Source organism: Acinetobacter lwoffii, from assembly GCF_024129435.1.
GTDB lineage: Bacteria > Pseudomonadota > Gammaproteobacteria > Pseudomonadales > Moraxellaceae > Acinetobacter > Acinetobacter lwoffii_F.
On record NZ_JAMXXN010000006.1, the window covers coordinates 1 to 26,156 of the forward strand.

The window sequence follows — 26,156 nt, forward strand, 5'->3', positions numbered from 1 at the left end:
TTATCAAAGTTCTGTTGCTTTAGCCTGTATATTTTTATGGCTACCTTTATAGGGTTAATTATGAACAGTAAATGTCAACAGACCCTAATAGGTTTTGATAAAAATGAATAATGAAGCGGATATTTCTAAAGCCCAAGTATTAGCTACAGCAATATTCAACTTAGCTGAACAGTTGCAACTGACAAAGTCAGAGCTTGCATTGATTCTGAGTATATCCGGGGCAGAATTATCGTCAATCATAAATCAAAAAGAATTAGAACCAGATACTACAGCAGGCAAAAGAGCGATAACTTTAATCAATATCTATCAAGCATTATTTAGCCTGAATGGTGGAGACTTGAGTTGGATGCGGCAGTTTATCAATTCACCTAACAAGCTTTTGGATCAGCAAACGCCAAGATCTCTAATGCAAACAGAACATGGTTTGAGTGAAGTATTGCGATTACTAGGAAGGTTGCAACCGTACTAAAAATATCTCTCTATTCTCTACTAAGCCGAAAAATAGCAGAGTAAATTAAATAAAATATGAATTGTTTATCTTCACCTTAAAAATTCTTCTAACCTCACTTGAAATATGATTTGATCACACCAATATTATTATTAAAGACTGTCTAATATTTATATTAAGTTTTTGAAAAATATATAAAAATGATTTGAAATTTTATCAAGTGCACCCATATATCCATCAAGTAGAAAATTTGTTGTGAGGAATAACAAGAATGCGTTTTGAAAAATTTACCAATCGCCTGCAGCAAACCCTTTCCGATGCGCAATCGCTGGCCATGAGTAAGGACCATACTTCGATTGATGGAATCCATATCTTGGCCACCTTGATGGATGAAGCATCCAATGTCAGCCTGCTGCAACAAGCTGGTGCTAATCTGCGTGAGTTACAGACCAAGCTGCAAACAGCGTTGAGCAATGCGGCCACCCTGACTAATCCATCAGCAGATATCAACCTCAGTCCTGAAGCGGCAAAAGTATTGCATTTGGCAGACAGCTTTGCGCAAAAAGCTGGAGATGAATTTTTATCTACAGATTGGGTGCTGTTGGCACTGGCAGAAACAGGAAATACAAAAACCTTATTAAATAGTGTTGGCGTAAAGGCAGAGACTTTAAGCCAAGTGATTAATCAATTTCGAGGCGATGAAAAAGTCATGAGCAATAATCATGAAGATCAGCGTGATTCACTGAATAAGTACACCATTGATTTAACTGAACGTGCGTTGGCAGGCAAGCTTGATCCTGTGATTGGCCGTGATGATGAAATCCGCCGTACGATTCAGGTTTTGTCACGCCGCACCAAAAACAACCCGGTACTCATTGGTGAGCCGGGGGTCGGTAAAACTGCAATCGTCGAAGGTCTGGCGCAGCGGATTATCAATGGTGAAGTGCCTGAAGGACTCAAAGGTAAACGTGTTTTATCACTTGATTTAGGTTCTTTGCTGGCCGGTGCCAAATACCGTGGTGAGTTTGAAGAACGCTTAAAAGCCGTTCTGAAAGATATTGCCAAACACGAAGGCGAAATCATCCTGTTTATCGACGAGTTGCATACCCTGGTGGGTGCCGGTAAAGGTGATGGCGCAATGGATGCCGGCAATATGCTGAAACCTGCGCTGGCACGTGGTGAACTGCGTTGCGTCGGTGCCACCACACTGGATGAATATCGTCAGTATATTGAAAAAGATGCCGCGCTGGAACGTCGTTTCCAGAAAGTGCTGGTCGATGAGCCAAGCGTGGAAGATACCATTGCGATTCTGCGTGGTCTGAAAGATCGCTATGCTACCCATCACGGGGTACAAATTCTGGATTCAGCCATTATCGCTGCTGCGAAAATGTCACATCGTTATATCACCGACCGTCAGTTGCCTGATAAAGCCATTGACCTGATTGATGAAGCAGCATCGCGCATCAAAATGGAACTCGACTCCAAACCAGAAGCACTAGATAAACTGGAACGCCGTCTGATTCAGTTAAAAATGCAGCTGGAAGCGGTAAAAAAAGATGAAGACTCAGGTGCTAAAGCTGAGATTCAATACTTGTCCGATCAGATCGCCACAGTTGAAAAAGAGTATCATGACCTGGAAGAAGTCTGGCGTGCAGATAAAGCGCTGGTCGAAGGCAATAAAGACGTACAGATCAAACTGGATCAGGCACGTACAGCACTTGAAAAAGCGCAACGCGAAGGTGATCTGGGCGAGGCCGCGCGTTTGCAATATGGCGTGATACCAGAGTTGCAAAAGCAGCTTGAACTGGCTGAAAAAGCCGATGAAAGCGCAACGCCAAAATTGCTGCGTAACAAAGTCACCGACAATGAAATTGCTGAAGTAGTGAGTGCTGCGACCGGTATTCCGGTTGCGAAAATGCTGCAAGGCGAGCGTGACAAATTGCTACATATGGAAGAATTCCTGCATAACCGTGTAGTAGGGCAAGATGAAGCCGTGGTGGCGGTATCCAATGCAGTACGCCGTTCACGTGCCGGTCTGTCAGATCCGAACCGTCCAAGTGGGTCATTCCTGTTCCTGGGGCCAACGGGTGTCGGTAAAACAGAATTGACCAAAGCCTTGGCGAATTTCCTGTTTGACAGCGACGATGCCATGGTGCGTATCGATATGTCAGAATTTATGGAAAAACATTCGGTCAGCCGTTTGGTTGGTGCGCCTCCGGGCTATGTCGGTTATGAAGAAGGTGGGGTGCTTACTGAAGCCGTACGTCGTAAACCGTATAGTGTGATCTTGTTTGATGAAGTCGAAAAAGCGCATCCGGACGTATTTAACATCTTGCTACAGGTACTGGATGATGGTCGTTTAACTGACTCGCAAGGCCGGGTAGTGGACTTTAAAAACTCTGTGATCGTCATGACTTCGAACCTGGGTTCGCAGGATGTACGTGAATTGGGCGGTAATGCCACTAAAGAAGAAGTCCGTACGGTGGTGATGAATGCGGTATCGGAACATTTCCGTCCGGAATTTATCAACCGTATTGATGAACTGGTAGTGTTCCATGCGCTGGAAAAAGACCAGATTCGCGGTATTGCCGATATCCAGTTGGACCGTTTACGTCAACGTCTGGCAGAACGCGATATGCGCTTGTCGGTAGATGACAGCGCTTTCGATCAGCTGATCGAGGCCGGTTTTGATCCATTGTATGGAGCACGTCCACTGAAACGTGCAATCCAGCAGCGGATTGAAAATGGTCTGGCGCAGAAAATCCTGGGCGGAGAATTCCAGCCGGGCGATACCATTCTGGTGAAAGCTGAAGCAGGTGAGTTAATCTTTGAAAAAATGAAACTTAACTAAACCGCTTCTCCTTGCAACAAAAAACCCAGCCTAGGCTGGGTTTTTTTTAATCTTATTTTTAACTTCGAGCATTGCAACACTTTTGTATTCTTGTTGCGGCGAGCTTTAAAGCATGGCTTAAAACTCAGCTCAGGGAAAATAAAGAAGATATCAATCGTGATAAAGACAGTTAATTCATCATCAAATTACACTTGCGGATGACGGATTTTCCAGGCACGGTGAATCTTTTGATTCCGCTTGAAGTCAGGTCCAATGGTTTCCTGGGTAATTTCTTCAACATCAAAGAAGGCCAGAATTTCTTCATCCATCTCAAAACCACGATAGTTATTTGAGAAATACAAGGTACCATCAGTGGTTAAGCGGTTCATCGCACGTTTTAACAGGGACAAATGGTCGCGCTGTACGTCAAAGGTCCCGTAGAATTTCTTCGAGTTTGAGAAGGTTGGTGGGTCGATAAAGATCAGCTCATATTGCTCATGACCTTCTTTTAGCCATTCGAAACAGTCAGAGGCAAAGAACTGATGCTGTTCATCCGCATGATCCACGGTTAAGCCGTTCAGAACAAAATTTTCTTTAGACCAGTTCAAATAAGTATTCGACAGATCGACGCTGGTTGTACTTGCAGCACCACCCAAAGCAGCATGTAAACTTGCCGTTGAGGTATAGCTGTACAGGTTCAGGAAGTGTTTGCCTTTTGCTTCACGTGCAATACGTAAACGCATTTGACGGTGATCCAGAAACAGACCGGTATCCAGATAATCGGTCAGGTTGACCAGAATCTTGGCTTGACCTTCCTGAACGATAAAACGCTTGGATGCTGTACTTTGTTTGGTGTACTGGTTTTTACCTTCCTGACGTGCACGGGTCTTGATAAAGATCGCATCACGGCCCAAACCGGTCACGGCACGAATGGCCTGTAAGGCCAGGTTGAAACGTTTTTTGGCTTTTTCCGGATCAATAGTTTTAGGTGGCGCATATTCTTGTACATGCAAACGCTCGCCATACAGATCTACTGCGACGTTAAAATCAGGTAAATCTGCATCATAGAGACGTAAACAATGGATCTGTTCCTTGACTGCCCATTTTTTTAGAGCTTGCATGTTTTTGGTCAGACGGTTGGCAAACTCCATCGCACCTTCAATCGGTTCAAACTGCTGAGGCTGCCAGCTTTCTAGGAATGGACGTACCACTGCGGCCGGTTTAACCGTACCGAAGCGGATATAGATCGGCAATTTACCATTCATCAAACGCAGGATTTGCGGATCATTGAACGCCAGCACATCGGCCTGTTCCACTTGGGAGGCAATCACAGCCGCTTTTTGATTCGGGAAATTCTTTTGCAATAAAGCCGATAAACCCAGGTATAAAGAACGGTTTTGCGCTTTATCGCCGAGACGTTCGCCATATGGCGGGTTGGTCACGAAGAATACTTTCTTGCCTTCTGCATGGAAATCAGGCCAGTCATTTAAAGTCCGTTCTTCGATCATGATATTGTCGAGAGCAGCTTCAAAACCCGCCGCGATAATATTTTGTCTGGTGGCTTTAACCGCTTCCCAGTCCGCATCGAAGGCATAGAATTGTGGTAATGGATTTTCCATTGCGGCTTGGTGGCGTTCAGCAGCTTCTGCCTTGATGCTCATCCAGAGTTCATGGTCATGACCATTCCAGCCATTAAAACCGAAACGGCGTACCAGGCCAGGCGCACGGTCGGTCAGGATCATTAGTGATTCAATAATAAACGTACCTGAACCACACATTGGATCGACAATGATGTCCGGATTAATCTGTTTAAGCTGGCCTTTTTGCAGAATCGCAGCAGCCAGGTTTTCCTTGATCGGGGCATCAGTCATAAAGCGACGATAACCGCGTTTATGCAAAGAGTCGCCAGACAGGTCCAGGCAGTAAGTATGTTCTTTCTTGCCGGCTAGAATATACATGGTGATTTCAGGCTGTTTGGTATCAATGCTTGGACGTTTGCCTACCGCTTCCATAAAGGAATCTACGACACCATCTTTGGCACGTAAAGTTGCAAACTGGGTATTGACCTTGATGTCACGCTCGACATGCAAACGAATCGCAAAGGTGCTTTGTGGTGCAAAAATCAGCGACCAGTCGAAGCTGAGAGCCCCTTCATATAGTTCTTCTGCCACATCACGGGCATCATGAGAAAATTCAATTTCATGCGTGTGGATTGGCATCAAAACACGTGAAGCCAGACGTGACCACATGCAGATACGATAAGCATTTTCCAGTGTGCCTTTAAAGGTCAAACGGCCCGGAAAACGCTCAATATTCTGAACACCTAAGCCTTGTATTTCTTCTTCTAATAAGGTTTCCAGACCATCGGCACAGGTGACCCAATAATTGCTTAAACGTGGAGAGGTATTCATATAATAGAGAGACCAAAAAAGATAAATAAAAAACTGCGCTAAGTTTACCGTATTTTTATATTGAAAGCTTTTGAAATTCTCTGAAAGGCCGTGGCATGTGATAGAGAAAAATAATATTCACACTATAAATTGAGGAACTGGTACGCATTTTGCTCTATACATGGCAAATCAGGCGGTCAGTCGATGGGGAGCGATGGCTGCCTGATTTTTCAATTTTATAATGGGGGTTAAGATGTTAGAGAATCAGTTACGCAACCATGACGCTTTTTCAGTGGCCACTTTAATCTATGCGCGTTTACGACGTGTTTCAGGTCGGGTGATTGATGCAATTTATCTGGCAGAGAACCTGGATTATGCCCGGCATGTGATTCAACTGGCAGAGCAGACCCAAGACCCAGATTTGAATCATCTGATCCAGCGCCTGAAAATGGTACTGGAGATTTCGGAAACAGCACAAGATTCACCAACAGAATCTGCACACCCAAGCCAGCAGGAAGGGCTGATCTCGGTCGAACCGGATGAAGACGATATCTATCGTGCACAGGTGTCACATCGTTATATTGGTGCACTGCGTTAAACCTGAGATGGGTGTGAATGCTCCAGACTGAAGCGCCCGTTGGTTTTGTACTTAAAATCAGCAAGATGCAAATCGGGTTAAATTATCTTATTGAAAAAATACAAAGGAATCTGATTTTTTATTTTTATTGTTCAGATGCTTTTTGTACAAGTAGCAGCGTGGCCAACTATAAAAATTCGCCAATCTCTGTATAATATGTTGACTTAACGCATAAGGAATCTCTCATGCACTTGGCGGCATTGCATACACCGAGCCAGATTCAACTCAATAAAGAAGGTAATCTAAAACACTTCTTGACCATCGAAGGTCTTTCTAAAGAAACCCTGACAAAAATATTGGACACTGCGCAGTCCTTTTTTAATGGCCAAAATCAGCTGATCACCAATAATTTGCTCGAAGGCAAAACGGTGATGAACCTGTTCTTCGAAAATTCTACCCGTACCCGCACCACCTTTGAAGCCGCTGCCAAGCGCCTTTCTGCCAACGTTCTCAATATTGATATTGCCCGTTCGAGTACTTCCAAAGGTGAAACCCTGCGTGACACGTTATGGAATCTGGAAGCCATGGCGGCCGATATTTTCGTGGTGCGTCATTCATCTTCAGGGGCAGCGCATTTTATTGCCAAGGATGTCTGTCCAACAGTGGCAATTATTAATGCCGGTGATGGCCGTCATGCGCATCCGACTCAAGCGATGCTGGACATGCTGACCATTCGCCGCGAAACCAATAAAAAATTCGAAGAAATGTCGATTGCCATTATTGGCGATATCAAGCATTCACGTGTCGCGCGTTCAGATGTGGCTGCCTTGCAAACTTTAGGTTGCCAGGATATCCGGGTGATTGCACCGAATACCTTGCTGCCATTGGGTTTTGAAGAATATGGCGATGGTGTTCGTCTATTTAACAATATGGAAGACGGCATCAAAGACTGCGACGTGATCATTACCTTACGTATTCAAAACGAGCGTATTGATTCTCCGGCACTGGCCTCGCAAGCAGAGTTCTACAAAATGTATGGCTTGAATAAAGAACGTCTTGCCATGGCCAAACCGGATTGTATCGTGATGCATCCGGGACCAATGAACCGCGGCGTTGAAATCGACTCAAGTATTGCGGATGGTCCGCAATCTGTGATTTTGAAGCAGGTGACCAATGGTATTGCCGTGCGTATGGCGGTGTTGGCTTTATCGATGCAAGGCCAGTTACAAGAACAAGGTTTGATTGAAGCGATTGCGGGTTAAGGAATAAGTCATGACTATTGTAAAAATTGAAAATGTCCGTGTTCTTGATCCAATCCAAAACACTAATTCTATCCAGACCGTGTATCTGGAAAATGGAAAATTCGTTGCAGAAACAGCAGACGTCTCTGAAACGATTGATGGTCAAGGTAAATGGTTAATGCCAACCATGGTCGATTTGTGTGCGCGTTTACGTGAACCGGGTCAACAGCAACACGGTACGCTTAAGTCTGAAGGAAAAGCGGCACGTGAAAATGGCATTTTGCACGTATTTACGCCACCCGATTCAAAGCCAATCGTACAAGATAATGGTGCGCTGATTCACGGTCTGGTCGAAAAAGCCATGCTGGATGGTGGGATCTATCTTCAAGTGATTGGTGCGCAAACCCAAGGCTTAAATGGTCAACAACCGGCAAATATGGCGGGCTTGAAAAAGGGCGGTTGTACTGCGGTTTCCAATGCCAGTGCGCCGTTTGCCAATGATGATGTGGTACTGCGTACCCTTGAATATGCTGCAGGCTTAGACCTGACGGTGGTGTTCTATGCGGAAGAACCACAAATTGCCAAAGACGGCTGTGTGCATGAAGGGTTTATTGCATCACGTCAGGGCTTGCCGATGATTCCGGCACTGGCTGAAACCGTGGCGATTGCCAAATATCTGTTGATGATTGAATCAACCAAAGTACGAGCACACTTTGGTCTGTTGTCTTGTGGTGCTTCGGTGGAATTGATCCGTATTGCCAAGGAAAAAGGCTTACCGGTGACCTGTGATGTGGCCATGCATCAGTTACATTTAACTGATCATTTGATTGATGGATTTAACTCTCTTGCACATGTGCGTCCACCGCTTCGTTCTGAACAGGACAAAGAATTACTGCGTCAGGGTGTAAAATCAGGTGTGATTGATGCGATTTGTACTCATCATGAACCGCTAAGCAGCTCTGCAAAAATGGCGCCGTTTGCTGAAACGCAGTCAGGTTTTACTGCTTTTGATACCTATGTGCCTTTTGGTCTGCAACTGATTCGTGAAGGATTGTTGACTCCACTGGAATGGGTGGAAAAAGTGACCTTAGCTCCGGCACGTGTTGCACAAATGGCAGATCGATGGATAAATGAATCAGGCTGGGTGCTGCTAGATCCGGAACTGGAATGGACCTTGAATAAAGAAAGCATCGTGTCACAAGGTAAAAATACCCCGCTAATTAATCAAAAAGTGCTGGGTAAAGTGGTTCAAACTTTTGCTGCTTAAATGATCCCAATTTTATAAAAGTCAGCTTCGGCTGGCTTTTTTTATTTTTTAAATTTTGTGTTGGTAAAATGAGTACTCAACAAAAACAGTGAAACTTTATGATATTCATACAATTATTTACATTTTCAAAAAATGGGGATCGTTACACTGATTAAATATTAAACATTAGAAAAATCAAAAGAATGGTGACGATTATGAATATAGACTTTATAGAACACTTAAAAAGCGATGTTACGGCGATTGTGCTTCAAGGCGAAACCGAGCATTTATTTGCCAAAGATCAAGCTTTGGCTCAATTCTATCCCATATTTTTAAGTATATTGCGTGCACGTCCCGCCTGGATTGAGAATCTTGGTCAGCAACTTAATCCAAAAATTCATGAATTATTCAATGCAAATCCGGCACTCAAGCAGCAGTTTCTGGATCAAGTGGATCAGAGCGCGCCACAAGATGAAATAGAGCATACCTTGAACCGGTCAATTGTACCGACTATGAATTTTTTACAGACCGAAGCGGGTGCTTCAAGTCCGGAAGCGATTAGCCATTTGCTGGAAACCCACGCCGATTCGATTCAGCGCGCATTACCCGTTTGGGCTGGACCTATTCTGGCAGCGCTAGGAGTTTCACCCTTGGCAGGGCAAAATTTAAATCAGGAGCCTGTATTGGCGGAGCAGACCATCATTGTTCAGGAAGAAAGAAAAACCGGCTTTTTATGGCCGTTTATTATTTTTCTGATCCTGGCGGGTTTGATCCTGTTTTTGGTTCGTAGCTGCATGCAGGATGATGTTGAAGATTCAAATACCCAAGCGACCAGTGAAGTTGCTGCAGCTCAGCCTGCATCCTTGCGATTAAGTACAGGCAGTAATGGCGAAATTGTCAGTTGTCAATTACAGCTGAATAATCCGCAGTATATGGAAATTTTGCAAAACGAGATCAAACAGATCTTTAATTATAATATTGGTTGTGGGGCGCTGAGCAGTGAGGTTTATCATTCAGAATTCACCGATCAGGATACCATTCCCACTGTTTTGAGAACAATTCAAGGAATGCCAAATGTGTCACTCGACTGGATTGGCAATCAGGTTTCAGTGCGTGCAGCAACGAATGCAGAAGCCGAGCGTCTGGCAGCACAAATTCGTAGTCTGGCCAAGAATGTCACTGTGGTTACCCAACAGCCGCTCAATAGAAGTGACGTGATTAATACTGCCAATAGCGAAGCAGAACAAGCTTTGGCCAGTATCAAGACCGATAATGTTAAAGCACTGGATGTGGCGACTGCACTGAATTTACAGATCATTAATTTTGATACGGCATCGACTGAAGTTCCGGAAGTCAATAAATTGGTGCTGGATCAAGCTGCTGCATTATTACAACGTACACCACAAGTTATCCTGAAAGTTAAAGGACATGCTGATGCTCAGGGCAGCGAAGCAGAAAATAAGGTGCTGTCCGTACAGCGCGCTCAGGCGATTACCAGTTATCTCGTGCAAAAAGGTGTCGATCCTGCACAATTACAGGCGGTTGGAATGGGAGAGGATCAGCCGGTTGAACCCAATGCGACACCTGCCGGACAGTTTCAGAACCGTCGCGTGACCTTTGAGGTCGTGAATACTGAAACGGGAATTGTGCGTGAAGTAGATGATGAAGGTGTGGTTGAGAAGACAGGAAATTAAGAGAGCAGCCTAAATAAAAAAGGACGAATCTTCGTCCTTTTTTATTATCTTAAATTAAGAAAATACCGGCGGGCTATAAGTCAATGTCCGACCAAGGAACCATAGCAGGAACAGTACCAAAGGCAGATGGAAAATCAACTGGGTAACCGTAAATCCAATCACATCTTTGGCTTTTAATTTTAAAATGCCCAGCATTGGTAGCATAAAGAAAGGGTTAATCAGATTAGGCAAGGCTTCGGCAGCATTATAAATCTGCACTGACCAGCCCAGATGTACTTTCAGGTCATGCGCAGCCTGCATCACATAGGGTGCTTCGATAATCCATTTCCCACCGCCAGAAGGAATAAAGAAGCCCAGAATCGCTGAATAGAGTCCCATCACGATGGCAAAGGTTTCTTGCGAAGCAATCGAAACAAAGAACTCGGCAATGTAATGCGACAATGATAGATCGGCCGGGTTTAGCGCATTGGTCATCATAAAGGCAATACTGCCATACAGCGGAAACTGGATCAGTACTCCTGAAATAGCCGGAACAGCCTTGGAGACTGCATTCAGAAAATTTCGTGGCGTACCGTGCAAGGCCACGCCCAAAATCAGAAAGATAAAGTTATAGGTATTCAAGCTGGAAATGGCCAGAATCGGATTACTTTTGGAAAATTCGTTAAACATCCAGACTGCACCCAGAATCACGATCAAAATGCTTAAAATGGGTGAATTTTCCAGCCAATCCCCCGGTCTTTTTTCGGCAGATACTTTCGGTTTTTCTTCTTCAATTTGAATCGGGAAGTGCTCAATGGTTTTAATGTCAGACCCTTTAGGCGCTGACCAGTAAGCAATTGCGATTGAAGCTACAATCAGTACCGCCGTCATGATCATGGATTGTGGCAGGAAAATAGTCTCGGTAAAAGGAATCACGCCAGTGAGATTATAAATCGGTTCAGGCAGACTGCTTTTATTGGCCTGTAACTGTGCAGCTGAAGAACTGATCCCCAGTGCCCAGGTCGCACCCATCCCGATAATCGCGGCAGCTGCAGCAGCGCGGTAATCCATGTTCAGCTCTTTACGCTGTGCCAGTGCAATCACTAGAAGTGCAGTCAGTACAGTACTCATGGCCCAGTTAATCAGGGAAATTAACAGGCTGACCGTGGCGACCAGGACAATCGCACCACGACCGGAATGCGGCAGGCGCGCCATTTTCTGGATCAGCAGCTGGACAGGCTTGGACACGGAAACTACATAACCGACCACGATCAGCATGCACATCTGCAAGGTAAAGGGGATTAGGCTCCAGAAGCCGTCTCCAAAGGAAATCGCCACATCCTGTGCCGGTGCACCAATTCCGATAGCGGCAATCGCCACAATGATGACGCCAAGCAGGGCAAAAATGTAAGAATCCGGAAACCATTTTTCAGACCAGTCGCTGACGCGCAAGGCGAAGCGCTGCAAAATATTTTGTTGAGTTTGCATGATTAAAATCCATTTATTCTGCGATTATTATTTTGAAATGAAACAGCTATATATAAAAAAGCCCTTAAGATGCTTCATTCTTAAGGGCTGGCTGGATCAGGCAGCGTTACGTAGTAGCGCTACCCCCGTGACTTTTTGAATCTCTTCAAAACTTACCTCTGGTGCCAGTTCAACCAGTCGAATTCCATCAGGAGTAACATCCAGTACACCGAGATCGGTAATAATCCGATTCACCACAGCCTGGCCGGTCAGCGGCAGGCTACATTGCGGTACAATTTTCGGTGTACCATCTTTGGCGCAGTGTTCCATCAAGACCACGACCTTTTGTACACCCGCGACCAGATCCATGGCACCGCCCATGCCTTTGACCTTTTTGCCTGGAATCATCCAGTTGGCCAGATCACCAGTTTCGGACACTTCCATAGCACCCAGAATGGCAATATTGACATGACCGCCACGGATCATGGCAAAGGAGTCGGCACTTGAGAAAAATGAAGCACCTTTACGCGCGGTAACCGTCTGTTTACCGGCATTGATCAGGTCGGCATCCACTGTCTCCTCGGTTGGAAATTCGCCAATCCCCAGCAGGCCATTTTCCGACTGCAGCCAGACATTGATATTTTCCGGAATATAGTTCGCGACTAGCGTCGGCAGGCCAATCCCTAGATTGACGTAGAAACCATCTTCAAGCTCTTGTGCGGCGCGCTGCGCCATTTCATTACGTGTCCAAGCCATGATCAAGCCTCCGCCTTTAAAGTCATCTGTTCAATACGTTTTTCCGGTTGAGCATTCAGGACTATCCGGTTCACATAAATTCCTGGAAGATGGATTTCGTCCGGATCCAGCACGCCAATTTCGACAATCTCTTCGACTTCAGCAATGGTAATTTTGCCGGCCATGGCACAGACCGGATTAAAGTTCTGGGCGGTTTTACGGAAAATCAGGTTGCCGGCTTTATCGGCCTTATAGGCTTTAACCAGAGCAACATCAGCTGTTAAAGATTCTTCCAGAATGTAAGACTTGCCATTAAATTCACGGACATCCTTACCTTCAGCGATCACGGTTCCGACACCCGTCGCCGTATAAAAAGCCGGAATACCGGCACCGCCAGCACGTAATTTTTCTGCCAGTGTACCCTGTGGGGTCAGCTCAACTTCCAGTTCGCCATTTAAATATTGACGTTCGAATTCCTTGTTTTCACCGACATAAGAGGAGATCATTTTTTTAATCTGTTTTGTTTCCAGTAAAAGCCCCAGACCGAAGCCGTCTACACCGGCATTATTGGAAATACAGGTCAAATTTTTGGCACCAGTTTCTTTTAGGGCCGTGATCAAAGCTTCTGGAATACCACATAGGCCGAAACCACCGACAGCCAGAGTATGACCATCTTGCACCACATCCTTTAAGGCGGATTGAGCGCCGTCATAAACCTTGTTTGACATCTTGTCACCTCTATTGTTATTACAGCAGACTTAAATCTGCTGTTTATATCCTTATGGGTTGCTTAAGTTTATTTTGCTCAAGCATGATTATTGTTAAGCACAGGCTTTTTGCCAGTAGGCATTGGCATAATTGGATGGATTATTGCGCTGCAAGACTTCACTGATATTACGACTGGCCTGCATCAGTGCATCCAGCTGAATACCGGTTTCAAAGCCCATATTCGAGAGCAGGTAATACAGGTCTTCGGTCGAGACATTGCCAGATGCACCTTGGGCATAAGGACAGCCACCCAGTCCAGCAATGGAGGAGTCAAAGACCCGAATGCCTTGCAACAGTGACTGATAAATATTGGCAATCGCCATGCCGTAGGTATTATGGAAATGACCGGCCAGCACTTTGGCATCAAGTTCAGCCAAACAAGCTTCCCAGACGTATTTAACCCGGTCTGGGGTGGCCGTGCCAATGGTTTCACCCAACGACACTTCATAGCAGCCCATCTCCAGCAAACGCTGCGTGACTTTCACCACCTGCTTGGGATCAATCGCACCTTCATAAGGACAGTCCACCATGCAGGAAACATAGCCACGTACCTTAATATCATTGGCTTTGGCTGCTGCCATGACATCGGCAAACTTCTCGAAGCTTTCATCAATCGAGCAGTTGATGTTTTTGCGGGTAAAGCTTTCAGAAGCTGCAGTAAATACCGCCACTTCCTTGCAACCCACAGCCAGTGCCGATTCAAAACCTTTCATGTTTGGGGTTAATAAACTGAACTGAATATTCGGATCTTGGGGTAGGCTGGCAAAGAGCACATCACTGTCTGCCATTTGCGGTACCCATTTGGCTGAAACGCAGGAGCCGACTTCGATGGACTGCAGACCGGTTTTCATCAGGTCCAGAATCAGGTTTTTCCGGTCATCCAATGTCAAAGGTATTTTTTCATTTTGCAGGCCATCGCGTGGCCCGACTTCTACGATTTTGACAAAATTCGTCATGCCACTTCCTCCGCCAGCGGCTGGAACTCGACCAGTTCATCACCGGCTTTAACCTGATCACCCTTCTGGAAATATGAGCTTGCGATGATGCCGTCATGCGGTGCGCGAATCGAGTATTCGATCTTCATGGCTTCCAGCGTCATCAGCACATCATCTTTTTTGACTTTGTCATTGGCTGCCACGAGCACCTGGGTAATGACGCCTGGCATTGGCGCGATCAGGTTATTTTCCGTGCCTTGTTCATCCTGATTATTAAAATCAGACTTCAGGTAATTGAACTTATAGCTTTGACCATTCTGGAACAGGGTAATGCCTTGCTCAGTCTGGCTAAAAGCCAGTTTTTGCTGTTTACCCGCCAGTTGTAACGCTAAAGTATGGGCATCGACGAGCTGACCCTGAATTTGAATTTGCTGACCGTTATAGCTGGCGACAAAGCCTTGATCCTGAGTGCGGAACTGAACTTTCAGGTTGATGCCATTGCGTTGTAATTGCACTGTATGGCTATTTTGCTGGTTTAGGCGCCAGAATGCTTGCTGCTGCCATACCGGATTGCTTGGAGCGGGATTCTGTGCTTGACGTGCCAGGAGCTCAATCAGTGCGGCACTAACTACCAGTTCGGCACGGATATCCGCAGAAGGTTTGAGCAGAAATTCTTCTTCACGTTGAATCAGGCCGGTATCTAAATGTGCATTTTTAAACGAGTCACACAGCACTAGGCGATCTAGAAAAGCAATATTGTTACCCAGACCATCGACATGGAACTGACCCAGTGCATGGTGCATCTGGGTTAGGGCTGCTTCACGGTTTTTGCCCCAGACAATCAGTTTGGCAATCATCGGATCATAATAAGTGCTGATCTCGTCGCCCTCGACAATACCGCTATCGACACGTACACAGTCACTTTGCTCCGGATAATGCAGGTAGCTGATCTGACCAATCGCAGGAATAAAGCCTTTTTCCGGTTCTTCGGCATAGACACGGGCTTCGAGTGCATGTCCATGAATCTGTAATTCATACTGCTGCTTTGGTAAAGGCTCACCAAAAGCCACGCGCAGTTGCCATTCCACCAGATCCTGTCCGGTAATCATTTCAGTGACCGGATGTTCAACCTGAAGACGGGTGTTCATTTCCATGAAGTAAGCTGTGCCGTCTTGCTCCACGATAAACTCGACTGTACCGGCACCGACATAATTTACTGCACGCGCAGCATCGATTGCCGCCTGACGCATTGCCTCAAGTTTGTCTTCCGGCATTTGCGGTGCAGGCGCTTCTTCCAGCACTTTCTGGTGACGGCGCTGTACCGAGCAATCACGTTCGAACAGATGTACATAATTGCCGTGGGTATCACCAAACACCTGCACTTCAATATGACGTGGTTGAATCACATAGCGTTCAATCAGTACATCTTCATTGCCGAAGCTGGAGCGTGCTTCACTTTTACATGAGGCCAGTGAACTCAGGAAGTCTTCACTGCGTTCCACCAGACGCATGCCTTTACCGCCACCGCCGGCACTGGCCTTGATCAGTACTGGATAGCCAATATTGTCTGCCTGCTGTTTCAGGAAGTCGGCATCCTGATTGGTACCATGATAGCCGGGGGTTAAAGGCACACCGGCTTTTTCCATCAATGCTTTAGAGGTGGCTTTAAGACCCATTGCCAGAATGGCATCGACTGGCGGGCCAATAAAGACAATATTGTTGTCCTGACAGGCCAAGGCAAACTGGTCATTTTCGGACAGGAAACCATAACCGGGGTGAATCGCCTGGGCACCAGTGTTTTTGGCTGCCTGAATAATGCGATCAATCTGTAAATAACTTTGTGCAGCAGGCGATTCACCAATATGGATGGCTTCATCTGCCAGTTTGACATGCTGTGCCTGTGCATCGGCATCGGAATATACGGCAACGGTGGCAATCCCTAACTTTTTCGCTGTACGAATCACACGGCAGGCAATTTCACCACGATTGGCAATTAAAATCTTTTCAAACATCCTACGATCCTTCTTGTTGTTATGCCGTGGTCTTGATCCAGGCCGGGCTTTGTTTGTTTAAAAATGCATTCAGTCCATTTTTCGCCTCATCTCCCTGGCGAACATGGGCAATATGCTGTGCGGTTTTAAACAGCAGATCTTCAGTCAGGACCTGTTGATCGACCAGTTGAATCAGCTGTTTTGAGGCGTTTTGCGCTGCTGGTCCACCGAGTAAGAGCGGTTCCACAATCTCATCAATTTTGCTGTCGAGCTGTTCTGGTGCAGTCACTTCATGTGCCAGACCAATGGTTTTCGCCTGTTCAGCTGAGATTCGCTCAGCAGTCAGGAAATAACGTGACGCCTGACGGGCGCCAATCGCACGAATCACATACGGACTAATGGTCGAAGGGGCTAATCCTAAACGTACTTCAGACGTTGCAAACTTGGCATCAGTGCTGGCGATACAGATATCACAAGCGGCTGCCAGACCCATACCGCCGCCAAAAGCAATACCATGGACACGGGCAATCGTTGGCTGTTTCAAGGTCGCCAGACTTTGCAGCATTTTTGCCAGTTTGAGAGCATCGGCTTCATTGTCTGCCTGTGAGGCCTGACCGGCCTTTTTCATCCAGTTCAGATCCGCACCCGCAGAAAAGCTTTTACCTCGGCCTGCCAGAATCACTACACGTACATCATCACGCTGATTTAAAGACTGAAAGCAAGCATGTAGCTCTTCAATGACCTGGGTATTAAATGCATTGTGCAATTCAGCGCGATTAATCCAGACTGTTGCTACCTGATTCTGCTGTTCGAGCTGTAAAAATTGATAGTCCATTTTTGTCACCTCTTACATGCGGAACACGCCGAATTTGGTTGGCTGGATTGGTGCATTCATCGCTGCAGCCAGACTTAGGGCCAGGACTTCACGCGATTGCGCTGGATCAATGACACCGTCATCCCATAAACGCGCAGAAGCATAATAAGGATGGCCTTGGCGTTCATATTGGTCACGAATTGGCTGTTTAAACTGGTCTTCTTCTTCAGCTGACCAGGTTCCACCTTTTTGCTCAATCTGATCGCGTTTCAAAGTCGACAATACGCTAGAGGCCTGTTCACCGCCCATCACCGAAATACGTGAGTTTGGCCAGGTCCACATAAAGCGTGGCGAGTAAGCACGGCCACACATGCCATAGTTACCGGCACCAAAAGAACCGCCAATCACCAGAGTCAGTTTAGGCACATTGGCTGTCGCGACGGCCATCACCAGCTTGGCACCATTTTTAGCAATACCTTCATTTTCATACTGACGACCCACCATAAAGCCGGTGATGTTTTGCAGGAAGATCAGCGGAATATTGCGCTGGGTACATAGTTCAATAAAATGCGCGCCTTTTTGTGCAGACTCAGAGAATAAAATTCCATTGTTGGCAATAATTCCAACTGGCATTCCATAGAGCTTGGCAAAGCCAGTGACCAGGGTAGTCCCAAAGCGTGCCTTGAATTCGTCAAAGCGTGAACCGTCGACAATACGCGCAATCACTTCACGGATATCAAAAGGCTTGCGCGCGTCACTCGGCACAATGCCGTACAGTTCCGAACTGTCAAACAGCGGCGCTTCGATTTCATCTGCGGTCTTGTTTGGCTTTTTGTTCAGGTTGGTCACGATGTTGCGGGCAATCGCAAGTGCATGTTCATCGTTTTCAGCCAGATGATCAGCCACGCCAGACAAACGGGTATGCACATCACCACCACCGAGATCCTCACTGGACACCACTTCACCAGTAGCTGCCTTAACTAGAGGAGGGCCGCCGAGGAAAATCGTGCCTTGATTACGCACAATAATGGTTTCATCTGACATGGCGGGAACATACGCACCGCCCGCAGTACAGCTACCCATCACCACTGCAATTTGGGCGATACCTTGGCTCGACATACGTGCCTGATTGTAGAAAATACGGCCGAAGTGATCGCGGTCTGGAAATACTTCATCCTGTAAAGGCAAATATGCACCGCCTGAATCCACCAGATAAATACAAGTCAGATGGTTCTGTTCGGCAATTTCCTGGGCACGTAAATGCTTTTTCACTGTTAATGGATAATAAGTACCGCCTTTCACCGTAGCATCATTGGCGATGATCATGCAGGTCACACCGTTGACCTGACCAACACCAGCGACCACACCTGCGGCAGGAACATCATCCTGATACACCTGATAGGCAGCCAGCTGACCAATTTCCAGAAAAGCGGTTCCTGGATCAATCAGGTGATTAATCCGTTCACGTGGTAACAGCTTGCCCCGATCTAAATGTTTTTGGCGGGCAGTTTCGCCGCCACCGAGGGCAATCTTTTCAACTTTCTGTTTCAGGTCATCCACCAGTTGCAGCATGGCAGTCTGGTTGGTTTTAAACTCTTCACTACGTATATTGATTTTGCTCGATAACTGATTCATGACGAACATCCTTGTTTTATTCTAAGTGTTAAGATTTAGGCTGTTTCGTTGAAAAGTTCACGGCCAATCAGCATGCGGCGGATTTCTGAAGTACCGGCGCCAATTTCATATAGTTTGGCATCGCGCCATAAACGGCCTGCAGCAAACTCGTTGATATAACCGTTACCACCTAAAGTCTGAATGGTTTCACCCGCCATCCAGGTCGCTTTTTCAGCAGCATATAAAATGGCACTGGCAGCATCTTTACGCAGACTACGGCTATGTTCCGCTTTGTCACATTCAGCACCGACCGCATAAACCAGTGCCTTACATGCCAGCCAGGTCGAATACATGTCGGCAATTTTGCCCTGCATCAACTGGAATTCACCTAGCGCCTGACCAAACTGTTTACGGTCATGAATATATGGAATCACTGTATCCATACAGGCATCCATAATCCCCAGTGGGCCAGCGCTCAATACAGCACGTTCATAGTCCAGACCACTCATCAAGACCTTGGTGCCATTACCGACGCCGCCCATGACGTTTTCTTTCGGAACTTCAACATTGTCAAAAAACAGCGGATAAGTGTTTGAACCACGCATGCCGAGTTTGTCCAAATGGGTGCCGTGGCTAAAACCTGGCATATTTTTCTCAACCAGAAACGCAGTCATGCCTTTGGCACCGGCTTGCAAATCGGTTTTGGCATAGACCACCAGGACATCGGCATCGCCACCATTGGTGATCCACATTTTTGAACCATTCAGGAGATAATGATCGCCTTTGTCTTCCGCTTTCAGTTTCATGCTGACCACATCCGAGCCGGCATTCGGTTCAGACATCGCCAAGGCACCGACATATTCACCTGAAATCAATTTAGGCAGGTAGCGCTGTTTCTGTTCTTCCGTACCATTACGCTTAATTTGGTTTACGCATAGGTTAGAATGTGCGCCATAGGACAGCCCAATGGATGCAGAAGCACGGGAAATTTCCTGCATGGCAATAATGTGCGCCAGATAACCAAAATTTGAACCGCCATATTCCTCACTGACTGTCAGACCAAGCAGGCCCATCTCGCCAAACTTTTTCCAAAGGTGAGCAGGGAACTCGTTGTCACGGTCAACCTGTTGAGCAATCGGGGTAATTTCTTTGGCGCAAAATGCGGCCACTGAATCACGAAGCGCTATTAGAGTTTCATCCAAACCGAAATCCAAGCTTTGTAAATTCATTCTTCATCCATCCTATGGTTCTATTTGTTGTATCCAAAAAAGCATTTTTGTTGTGCTTGTGGTTTTAACATACAACGAAAAAATAAAAAAGTGAATCTATATTCACAAAATGATTTACAATTCATTTTATCTTGTTGAGAATAATTTTATGAGTTATAAAAGATCATCATTGATGCAGGAACGAATGGAACAAAATCGCCTGTCGATTTTGGAATCTGCTCGTGAACTGATTATTCTAGGGGGCTTGAAGGAGGCATCGATTCAGGCGATTGCAGAACGCGCAGGCGTTTCTACAGGGCTGGTCTATCGATATTTCGAAAGCAAAAGCCAGATTTTAATTGAGGTTTTGTCGGCCGCGATTCAGCATGAAGTCGGAATTCTGAACCATATTGCCGAGTCAGATTTATCGCCAAAACTGAAATTGCAAAAATCTGTTACAACTTTTGTCAAGCGTGCCATGAATAGCCCCCAATTGGCGTATTCACTGATGTTCGAACCGGTTGATCCGGAAATGGAACATGAGCGTTTTCGCAGTAAGCAGCTGCTTAAGCAGAGCATTAAGGAAATTCTGGCCGAAGGAAAGGTCAATGGAGAATTCGAATTTGAAGATTTGAATACGGCAGCGTTGGGCGTGGTTGGTGCCATGACCTTTGTCGTGATTGAACCTTTAAATCCGTCCCGCAATGTGATGTTTGATCAGAAATATAAGGATCACTTTGTCAAACAGATTGCCGATTTTTGTGTTAACGCAGTACGTGGACAGGAGGAAAATTTACAAGCATAAACGCACAAGAAACCGGTACACAGACAAGGTCGTCGTGGTCATAAAACAATTAGTAAAGTTGAAAATCAGAATTACAAAGAATCAAGGAGATCGATTCAATGACACAAGTACGGTTAAGCTATGCCTATGGAACCAGCAGCCAGCCTTTATTGGGCATGACGATTGGTGAAAAATTTGATCAGGCTTGCGAGCAGTATGCAGAACGTGATGCGGTGGTGAGTCTGCATCAGGACATACGCCTCAGTTACCGGCAGCTACAGGATCAGGTCAATGCCTTTGCCTGTCAGCTGCTGAAACTGGGCATGCAAAAAGGTGACCGTCTGGCAATCTGGTCGCCGAACTGTGTGGAATGGACCATTACCCAGTTTGCGGCCTTCAAGGCAGGCATTATTCTGGTGAACCTGAATCCGGCCTATAAAAGTAATGAGCTTGAATATGTGCTGAATAAAGTCTCTTGTAAGGGACTGGTGATTGCAGCGCAGTTTAAGACGACGGACTATCAGGAAATTCTGACTAAAATTGCACCGGAATTGCAGGAAACCGAAGGTAAATTCCTTAATGCAGAGCGACTGCCACATTTAAAGCATGTGATTAAAATTGATGATCAGCAGCATACCGGCATCCACCGTTTTCAGGATTTACTAAGCTCGCCTAGTGCGCAAGAGTTGGAACAACTGCAACAGATCTCCAGTGAATTGCAGTTTGATGAAACGATTAATATCCAGTTTACCTCGGGCACTACGGGCAATCCGAAAGGCACCATGTTGACCCATAATAATATTTTAAATAATGGTTATTTTGTCGGTGAAGCCATTCATTTAGGGCCAGAAGACCGTGTCTGTATTTCAGTGCCTTTATTCCACTGTTTTGGTATGGTCATGGGCAATCTGGCCTGTATTACGCATGGCTCTGCCATGATCTATCCGTCTGCCGTGTTTAATCCGCTGGAAACCTTAAAAGCCATCCAGCAGGAAAGATGTACCGCGGCTTATGGTGTGCCGACTATGTTTATTGCGGTGCTGGAACATGAGCAGTTTGATGAGTTTGACCTGTCCAGTCTGCGTACGGGGATTATGGCGGGTAGTCCATGTCCGCAAGAGATCATGCAGCGTGTGATTGAGCGGATGCATATGTCTGAAATCACGATTTGTTATGGCATGACCGAAACTGCGCCAGTGAGTGCACAAAGCTCAACGGCAGATAGTGTCGAGCGACGTGTCAGTACGGTTGGCCGGGTACATCCGCATCTGGAAGTTAAAATTGTCGATGAAAATGGCAAGGTGGTTCCACGTGGTCAATTGGGTGAGCTATGTGTACGTGGCTATTCGGTGATGTTGGGTTATTGGGAAGATCAGGACAAAACTCAGGAAGTGATTGATGCGGCGCGCTGGATGCATACCGGTGATATTGCTGAAATGGATGATGAAGGCTTTGTCAAAATCAAGGGCCGAATCAAGGATGTGGTCATTCGTGGCGGGGAAAACCTGTTCCCGAAAGAAATTGAAGATTTTCTTTATACCCATCCGGCAGTTTCGGACGTACAGGTAATTGGGGTGCCAGACCATAAATATGGTGAGGAACTTTGTGCTTGTATCATTCTGCATGAAAATGATTCATGTACTGAAGAAACCATCCGTCAGTATTGTAAGGAGCACATTTCTCACAATAAAGTACCGCGCTATGTGCGTTTCTTCCATGAATTTCCGATGACGGCTTCAGGTAAGGCGCAGAAGTTCAAGTTGCGTGAATTTATGCGTGAAGAGTTGAACTTGAAAGAGATTGCTTAAACTTTATTTTTTACGTTAGAACTAATCCTAAAGCTAACAATTAATAGCAACTCATCAGAGAGCCCGGCGACATGGATGTCGCTGTTTCACTGTATGGCAGGGATGCCATATCAGTGAAACAAAAGGGTTTGGTTACTTTGCTCCGTCAAAGTAACGAAAAACCTGCGCAATGGACGTTCAATATATCTAGCAGTTTGATGTTGTACATTTAGCAAAATTCTAAAATGTCTGTAAATGAATTTACTGATCACGACGGTCTGGTAATAGAAATACATGAATGTACTGAACATCTAAAATCAGAGTAAAAATATGGCAAAAAACTTTCACAGTGAAGTCGTGGTCGTCAGTTATGACGATCATATCCGTAAACTAATTCCCGGTTATGAACTGGTGCATCAGCAGATTGAAGCAATTCTCAGCACTGAACTCCCAGAAACCGCACATATATTAATAGTGGGTTGCGGAACAGGTTATGAATTGTCGTATTTATTGCAGCGTTATCCAGACTGGACCTTTACTGCAATTGATCCATCAGCAGCCATGCTGAAACAGGCTAGTAAAAATCTGAATTCTATAGATCGACAAAGGGTGCAATTCATCCAAAGCACGATTCAAGATTTGAATCAGCCGGATACTTTCGATGCCGCATTGGCCATTCTGGTGGCTCATTTCATTCCAAATTCCGAAAAAAACGGATTTTTTCAGGTTATCCATCAGTGTCTTAAAACCAACGGTCTTGCATTGACCTATGACCTGATGCAACCCGAAGATCAGCAAGACATCAAAATTATGCAGAAGCTGGCACAGCAGACAGGGTTAAGCATGGTGCAAAGTAGCAAGATGATTGAACGCTTGGAGCAGGATTTTCACTTGTTATCTGCGCAAAATTTTACAGCACTTTTAACCAAAGTCGGATTTAAACAGTGCAAAATTTATTGTCAAATCATGAATTATCATGGCTTTTTGCTCAGAAAATAAAGATCAAAGAACTTTTTGCAAATTCTAAAGTTTAAGAGAATATTCAGGGAAGTATTAAAACAATGTCGGCATATTACAGTTTTATTCAGCGCGAACAGCATGCAGATGGCAGTACTACGGCTTATTACCGTTCTAATATTCATGCACAAGGTGCGTGGAATCCGCATGAGCAGCACATGGCGCCAGCCACCGGTATTCTATGCGTCGAACTGGAACAGTTTCAGCCACGTGCTGACATGCGTATTGGTCGGGTCGGGCTGGATATTTTTGGCCTGATAGCCTTTGGTGAATTTTCGATTACCACACGCATGATCCGTCCGGGTAAAACCATTGAACTGGTTGAAGCTGAAATGTGTGCCAATGGTAAAACCTGTATCGTGGCACGCGCGTGGAGAATGCTAACTTCAAATACCACGGCCATTGCTGGAGTGGAAGATTTTCCGATCGAAAGTCCAGAATATTTACCGGTTTGGGAGGGTATGCGCTGCTGGCCGGGCGGTTATATCCAGAGTATTGAAACCCGGGCACATGCTGACCATCGTGCAGGCAAGGGCATTGTCTGGCTAAGAAATTCGCTGGACATGGTAGAAGGTCAACCGACGACAGACTTTAGTCGTTTGCTCGGTATGGTCGATACGGCCAATGGCATTGTGCCACGTCAGGACCCGAATTCCGGTTGGGGATTTCCGAATCTGGACCTGCAGATTCATATGCACCGTCTGCCGCAGGGTAAATGGCTGGGACTGGAAGTGGTGCAGCAATATGGTGAAGATGGTATCGGTCTGACTAGCGGGATTCTGCATGATGTTCATGGACCTTTTGGCCGAAGTGAACAGATTCTGACCCTGCGAAAGTTCTAAAGCCTATTCAAAAACATCAAGGCCAATTGCCTCAATCTGTATTTATTGGCATGCTGTGCGCAATGAGTCAGGAACAGCACAAGATGCGGATCAGTATGATTGGGGCAGGGCGAGTGGCATATCATCTTGCCCTTGTATTGTCAGCACACCATGAGATCGTACAGATCTACAGTCGAACCCTAGAAAAAGCACAATATCTGGCTGAGCAATTCAACGCTCAGGCCATCGCTCGACCTGAACAGCTGAGTCATGAGGTGGATCTGGTCATTATCGCGGTCAGTGATCAGTCGATTGCCAGCGTCATTGAACGGATTCATCCGCATCTGCAGCAGAATCTGATCGTACATACCTCTGGCAGTACCCATCTCGATTTACTGAAAAATGTGCATGCGCGTGCAGGCGTATTTTATCCTTTACAGACCTTTAGTCTGGAACGCCAGATTGATTGGCAGCAGACGCCACTATTTATTGAGGCAGAGAATGAACAGGACCAAATCCTGTTATTAGAACTGGCAAATAGCCTAAGCAATCGTGTTTATACTTATAATTCTAGTCAACGTCTCAGTTTGCATCTTGCAGCGGTATTTGCCTGTAACTTTGCCAATTATTGTTATGACATGGGCAAGCAGGTGGTTGATGCACAACAGGTCGATTTTAGTTTGTTGTATCCCTTGATGCTGGAAACCGCCAGTAAAGCCACGCAGAATGATCCCAAAAAAATGCAGACCGGCCCAGCGATGCGTGGTGATCAGAATATTTTGAATATGCATCAGCAGATGTTATCCAATATGCAGCGAGAAGATTTGAAAAATGTCTATCAGTTGTTGAGCCAGCAGATTCTCACGCGTCATCAGAAATGAAGAAGCTGATAATTTATCTACGAAGCAGGGTTCAAAGCCAAATTTTTCCCATAAAAAAGCGCTGAATAATCAGCGCTTTTTTTGAGTCTTAGATTAAGAAATTTTCTTAAAGATAAAATCATTAATCTTGTGACCTGCTTCAATCCCGCGACGTTCAAACTTGGTTTGTGGACGCCATTCCGGACGAGGATAGCTGTTGCCTTTGCCCGCCAGATTTTCCAGTCGTGGACGTTCTTCCAATACTTCAATCATCCATTCCGCATACGGTTCCCAGTCCGTTGCAGCATGGAAAGTTCCGCCAAGTTCTAGCTTTTGCTCCACCAGTGGCATACGGTCATGCGAAACAAAACGGCGTTTAAAATGACGCTTTTTCTGCCATGGATCCGGGAAATACAATTGCACAGTATTGATACTATTGTCTGGCATTTCACGTAATACCTGAATTGCATCAGCATCCAGCACACGTAAGTTCGTTAGGCCTTCAACACCTGCTTCATACACGCACTGCGCAATTCCAGGTACATGGACCTCAATCCCGACAAAGTTTCGCTCAGGATTGGCTTTGGCCATCAATACCAATGAACGGCCCATACCAAAACCGATTTCTACAGTCAAAGGACGTTCAGGATGTTCAAAGTGCTCACGCAAATCACCGACTGGATATTCCAAAATTAAGTGACCATATTGTTCAAGCGCAGTACGTTGAGAGGTGTTTAGCGGCATTGAGCGGCGCATAAACGTCACGATTTCACGGTGCTCGCTTAAGTTTTCCAGCTCCACGACTTGCTGGTCTAATTGATCGTTCGACATAACTTTGGCAAATCTAAAAATTCAGAATGCGGTATTTTAAGTCCTGAGCCGAGCAAGTCAAACTTTTCTCGGTATTTCTCCATAAAAATCGGCAAGATCTTCCAGATAAAATAAAAGAG

Annotated in this window: 21 protein-coding genes; 11 read left to right on the forward strand and 10 right to left on the reverse strand. The window is 45.7% G+C overall.

Annotation, left to right across the window (positions count from 1 at the left end):
* Window positions 1–103 precede the first annotated feature (103 nt).
* Complete coding sequence (locus tag NI455_RS05375; RefSeq protein ID WP_253112860.1) at window positions 104–469, forward strand: antitoxin Xre/MbcA/ParS toxin-binding domain-containing protein; 366 nt, start codon at window positions 104–106, stop codon at window positions 467–469.
* A gap of 250 nt (window positions 470–719) precedes the next feature.
* Entirely contained in the window at window positions 720–3,299 is a 2,580-nt protein-coding gene (clpB, locus tag NI455_RS05380) for an ATP-dependent chaperone ClpB (protein WP_243474760.1), read from the forward strand.
* Between the two features lie 185 nt (window positions 3,300–3,484).
* Here the strand turns inward: clpB and rlmKL are convergent, their stop codons facing one another.
* Window positions 3,485–5,689, reverse strand: coding sequence for a bifunctional 23S rRNA (guanine(2069)-N(7))-methyltransferase RlmK/23S rRNA (guanine(2445)-N(2))-methyltransferase RlmL (gene rlmKL, locus NI455_RS05385; protein WP_071850358.1), 2,205 nt, complete (start codon window positions 5,687–5,689; stop codon window positions 3,485–3,487).
* A 232-nt stretch (window positions 5,690–5,921) separates the two neighbouring features.
* On the opposite strand from rlmKL, the gene NI455_RS05390 reads away from it, so the two are divergent.
* The 4 genes from NI455_RS05390 (at window position 5,922) to NI455_RS05405 (ending at window position 10,426) form a co-directional block, all read left to right on the forward strand.
* Window positions 5,922–6,266, forward strand: a complete 345-nt coding sequence (locus NI455_RS05390; RefSeq protein WP_004280135.1) for a hypothetical protein — start codon at window positions 5,922–5,924, stop codon at window positions 6,264–6,266.
* Between the two features lie 224 nt (window positions 6,267–6,490).
* Window positions 6,491–7,507, forward strand: a complete 1,017-nt coding sequence (locus tag NI455_RS05395) for an aspartate carbamoyltransferase catalytic subunit (protein ID WP_253112862.1) — start codon at window positions 6,491–6,493, stop codon at window positions 7,505–7,507.
* A 10-nt stretch (window positions 7,508–7,517) separates the two neighbouring features.
* Window positions 7,518–8,753 (forward strand): dihydroorotase, encoded by a 1,236-nt coding sequence (locus NI455_RS05400; protein WP_253112864.1) that lies wholly within the window; start codon window positions 7,518–7,520, stop codon window positions 8,751–8,753.
* A 182-nt stretch (window positions 8,754–8,935) separates the two neighbouring features.
* Window positions 8,936–10,426 (forward strand): OmpA family protein, encoded by a 1,491-nt coding sequence (locus NI455_RS05405; RefSeq protein ID WP_253112866.1) that lies wholly within the window; start codon window positions 8,936–8,938, stop codon window positions 10,424–10,426.
* 54 nt (window positions 10,427–10,480) lie between these two features.
* Here the strand turns inward: NI455_RS05405 and NI455_RS05410 are convergent, their stop codons facing one another.
* The 8 genes from NI455_RS05410 to NI455_RS05445 form a co-directional block, all read right to left on the reverse strand.
* Window positions 10,481–11,893, reverse strand: a complete 1,413-nt coding sequence (locus tag NI455_RS05410; protein WP_253112868.1) for a short-chain fatty acid transporter — start codon at window positions 11,891–11,893, stop codon at window positions 10,481–10,483.
* 96 nt (window positions 11,894–11,989) lie between these two features.
* The gene (locus NI455_RS05415; protein ID WP_005262069.1) at window positions 11,990–12,628 is read right to left on the reverse strand and encodes a CoA transferase subunit B; all 639 of its coding nucleotides are present in this window, start codon (window positions 12,626–12,628) and stop codon (window positions 11,990–11,992) included.
* A gap of 2 nt (window positions 12,629–12,630) precedes the next feature.
* Window positions 12,631–13,335 carry a CoA transferase subunit A gene (locus NI455_RS05420; protein ID WP_213687121.1) on the reverse strand — a complete coding sequence of 235 codons (705 nt, stop codon included), beginning with the start codon at window positions 13,333–13,335 and terminating at the stop codon, window positions 12,631–12,633.
* A 93-nt stretch (window positions 13,336–13,428) separates the two neighbouring features.
* Window positions 13,429–14,331: a hydroxymethylglutaryl-CoA lyase gene (locus NI455_RS05425; RefSeq protein ID WP_253112870.1), complete on the reverse strand. Its 903-nt coding sequence runs from the start codon at window positions 14,329–14,331 to the stop codon at window positions 13,429–13,431.
* Window positions 14,328–16,322 (reverse strand): acetyl/propionyl/methylcrotonyl-CoA carboxylase subunit alpha, encoded by a 1,995-nt coding sequence (locus NI455_RS05430; protein ID WP_253112873.1) that lies wholly within the window; start codon window positions 16,320–16,322, stop codon window positions 14,328–14,330. Before NI455_RS05430 ends, NI455_RS05425 begins: the two co-directional genes overlap by 4 nt.
* A 19-nt stretch (window positions 16,323–16,341) precedes the next feature.
* Window positions 16,342–17,136 (reverse strand): enoyl-CoA hydratase/isomerase family protein, encoded by a 795-nt coding sequence (locus NI455_RS05435; RefSeq protein WP_253112876.1) that lies wholly within the window; start codon window positions 17,134–17,136, stop codon window positions 16,342–16,344.
* A gap of 12 nt (window positions 17,137–17,148) precedes the next feature.
* On the reverse strand, window positions 17,149–18,750 hold the full coding sequence (locus NI455_RS05440) for a carboxyl transferase domain-containing protein (protein ID WP_253112879.1): 1,602 nt from the start codon (window positions 18,748–18,750) through the stop codon (window positions 17,149–17,151).
* Between the two features lie 35 nt (window positions 18,751–18,785).
* Entirely contained in the window at window positions 18,786–19,958 is a 1,173-nt protein-coding gene (locus NI455_RS05445) for an isovaleryl-CoA dehydrogenase (RefSeq protein WP_004646592.1), read from the reverse strand.
* A gap of 148 nt (window positions 19,959–20,106) precedes the next feature.
* On the opposite strand from NI455_RS05445, the gene NI455_RS05450 reads away from it, so the two are divergent.
* From NI455_RS05450 to NI455_RS05470, 5 genes are all read left to right on the forward strand, one after another.
* Complete coding sequence (locus NI455_RS05450) at window positions 20,107–20,742, forward strand: TetR/AcrR family transcriptional regulator (protein ID WP_253112882.1); 636 nt, start codon at window positions 20,107–20,109, stop codon at window positions 20,740–20,742.
* A gap of 98 nt (window positions 20,743–20,840) precedes the next feature.
* Complete coding sequence (locus NI455_RS05455) at window positions 20,841–22,529, forward strand: AMP-binding protein (RefSeq protein WP_253112885.1); 1,689 nt, start codon at window positions 20,841–20,843, stop codon at window positions 22,527–22,529.
* A 309-nt stretch (window positions 22,530–22,838) separates the two neighbouring features.
* A complete protein-coding gene (locus tag NI455_RS05460; protein WP_253112888.1) occupies window positions 22,839–23,507 on the forward strand; it encodes a class I SAM-dependent methyltransferase in 669 nt (222 codons plus the stop codon).
* A 62-nt stretch (window positions 23,508–23,569) separates the two neighbouring features.
* Window positions 23,570–24,367 (forward strand): thioesterase family protein, encoded by a 798-nt coding sequence (locus tag NI455_RS05465; RefSeq protein ID WP_004280113.1) that lies wholly within the window; start codon window positions 23,570–23,572, stop codon window positions 24,365–24,367.
* A gap of 83 nt (window positions 24,368–24,450) precedes the next feature.
* Window positions 24,451–25,227, forward strand: a complete 777-nt coding sequence (locus tag NI455_RS05470; protein ID WP_253113106.1) for a Rossmann-like and DUF2520 domain-containing protein — start codon at window positions 24,451–24,453, stop codon at window positions 25,225–25,227.
* A gap of 93 nt (window positions 25,228–25,320) precedes the next feature.
* On the opposite strand, the gene trmB is transcribed toward NI455_RS05470, so the two are convergent.
* Complete coding sequence (gene trmB, locus NI455_RS05475) at window positions 25,321–26,037, reverse strand: tRNA (guanosine(46)-N7)-methyltransferase TrmB (protein ID WP_005104490.1); 717 nt, start codon at window positions 26,035–26,037, stop codon at window positions 25,321–25,323.
* Between the last annotated feature and the right edge of the window lie 119 nt (window positions 26,038–26,156).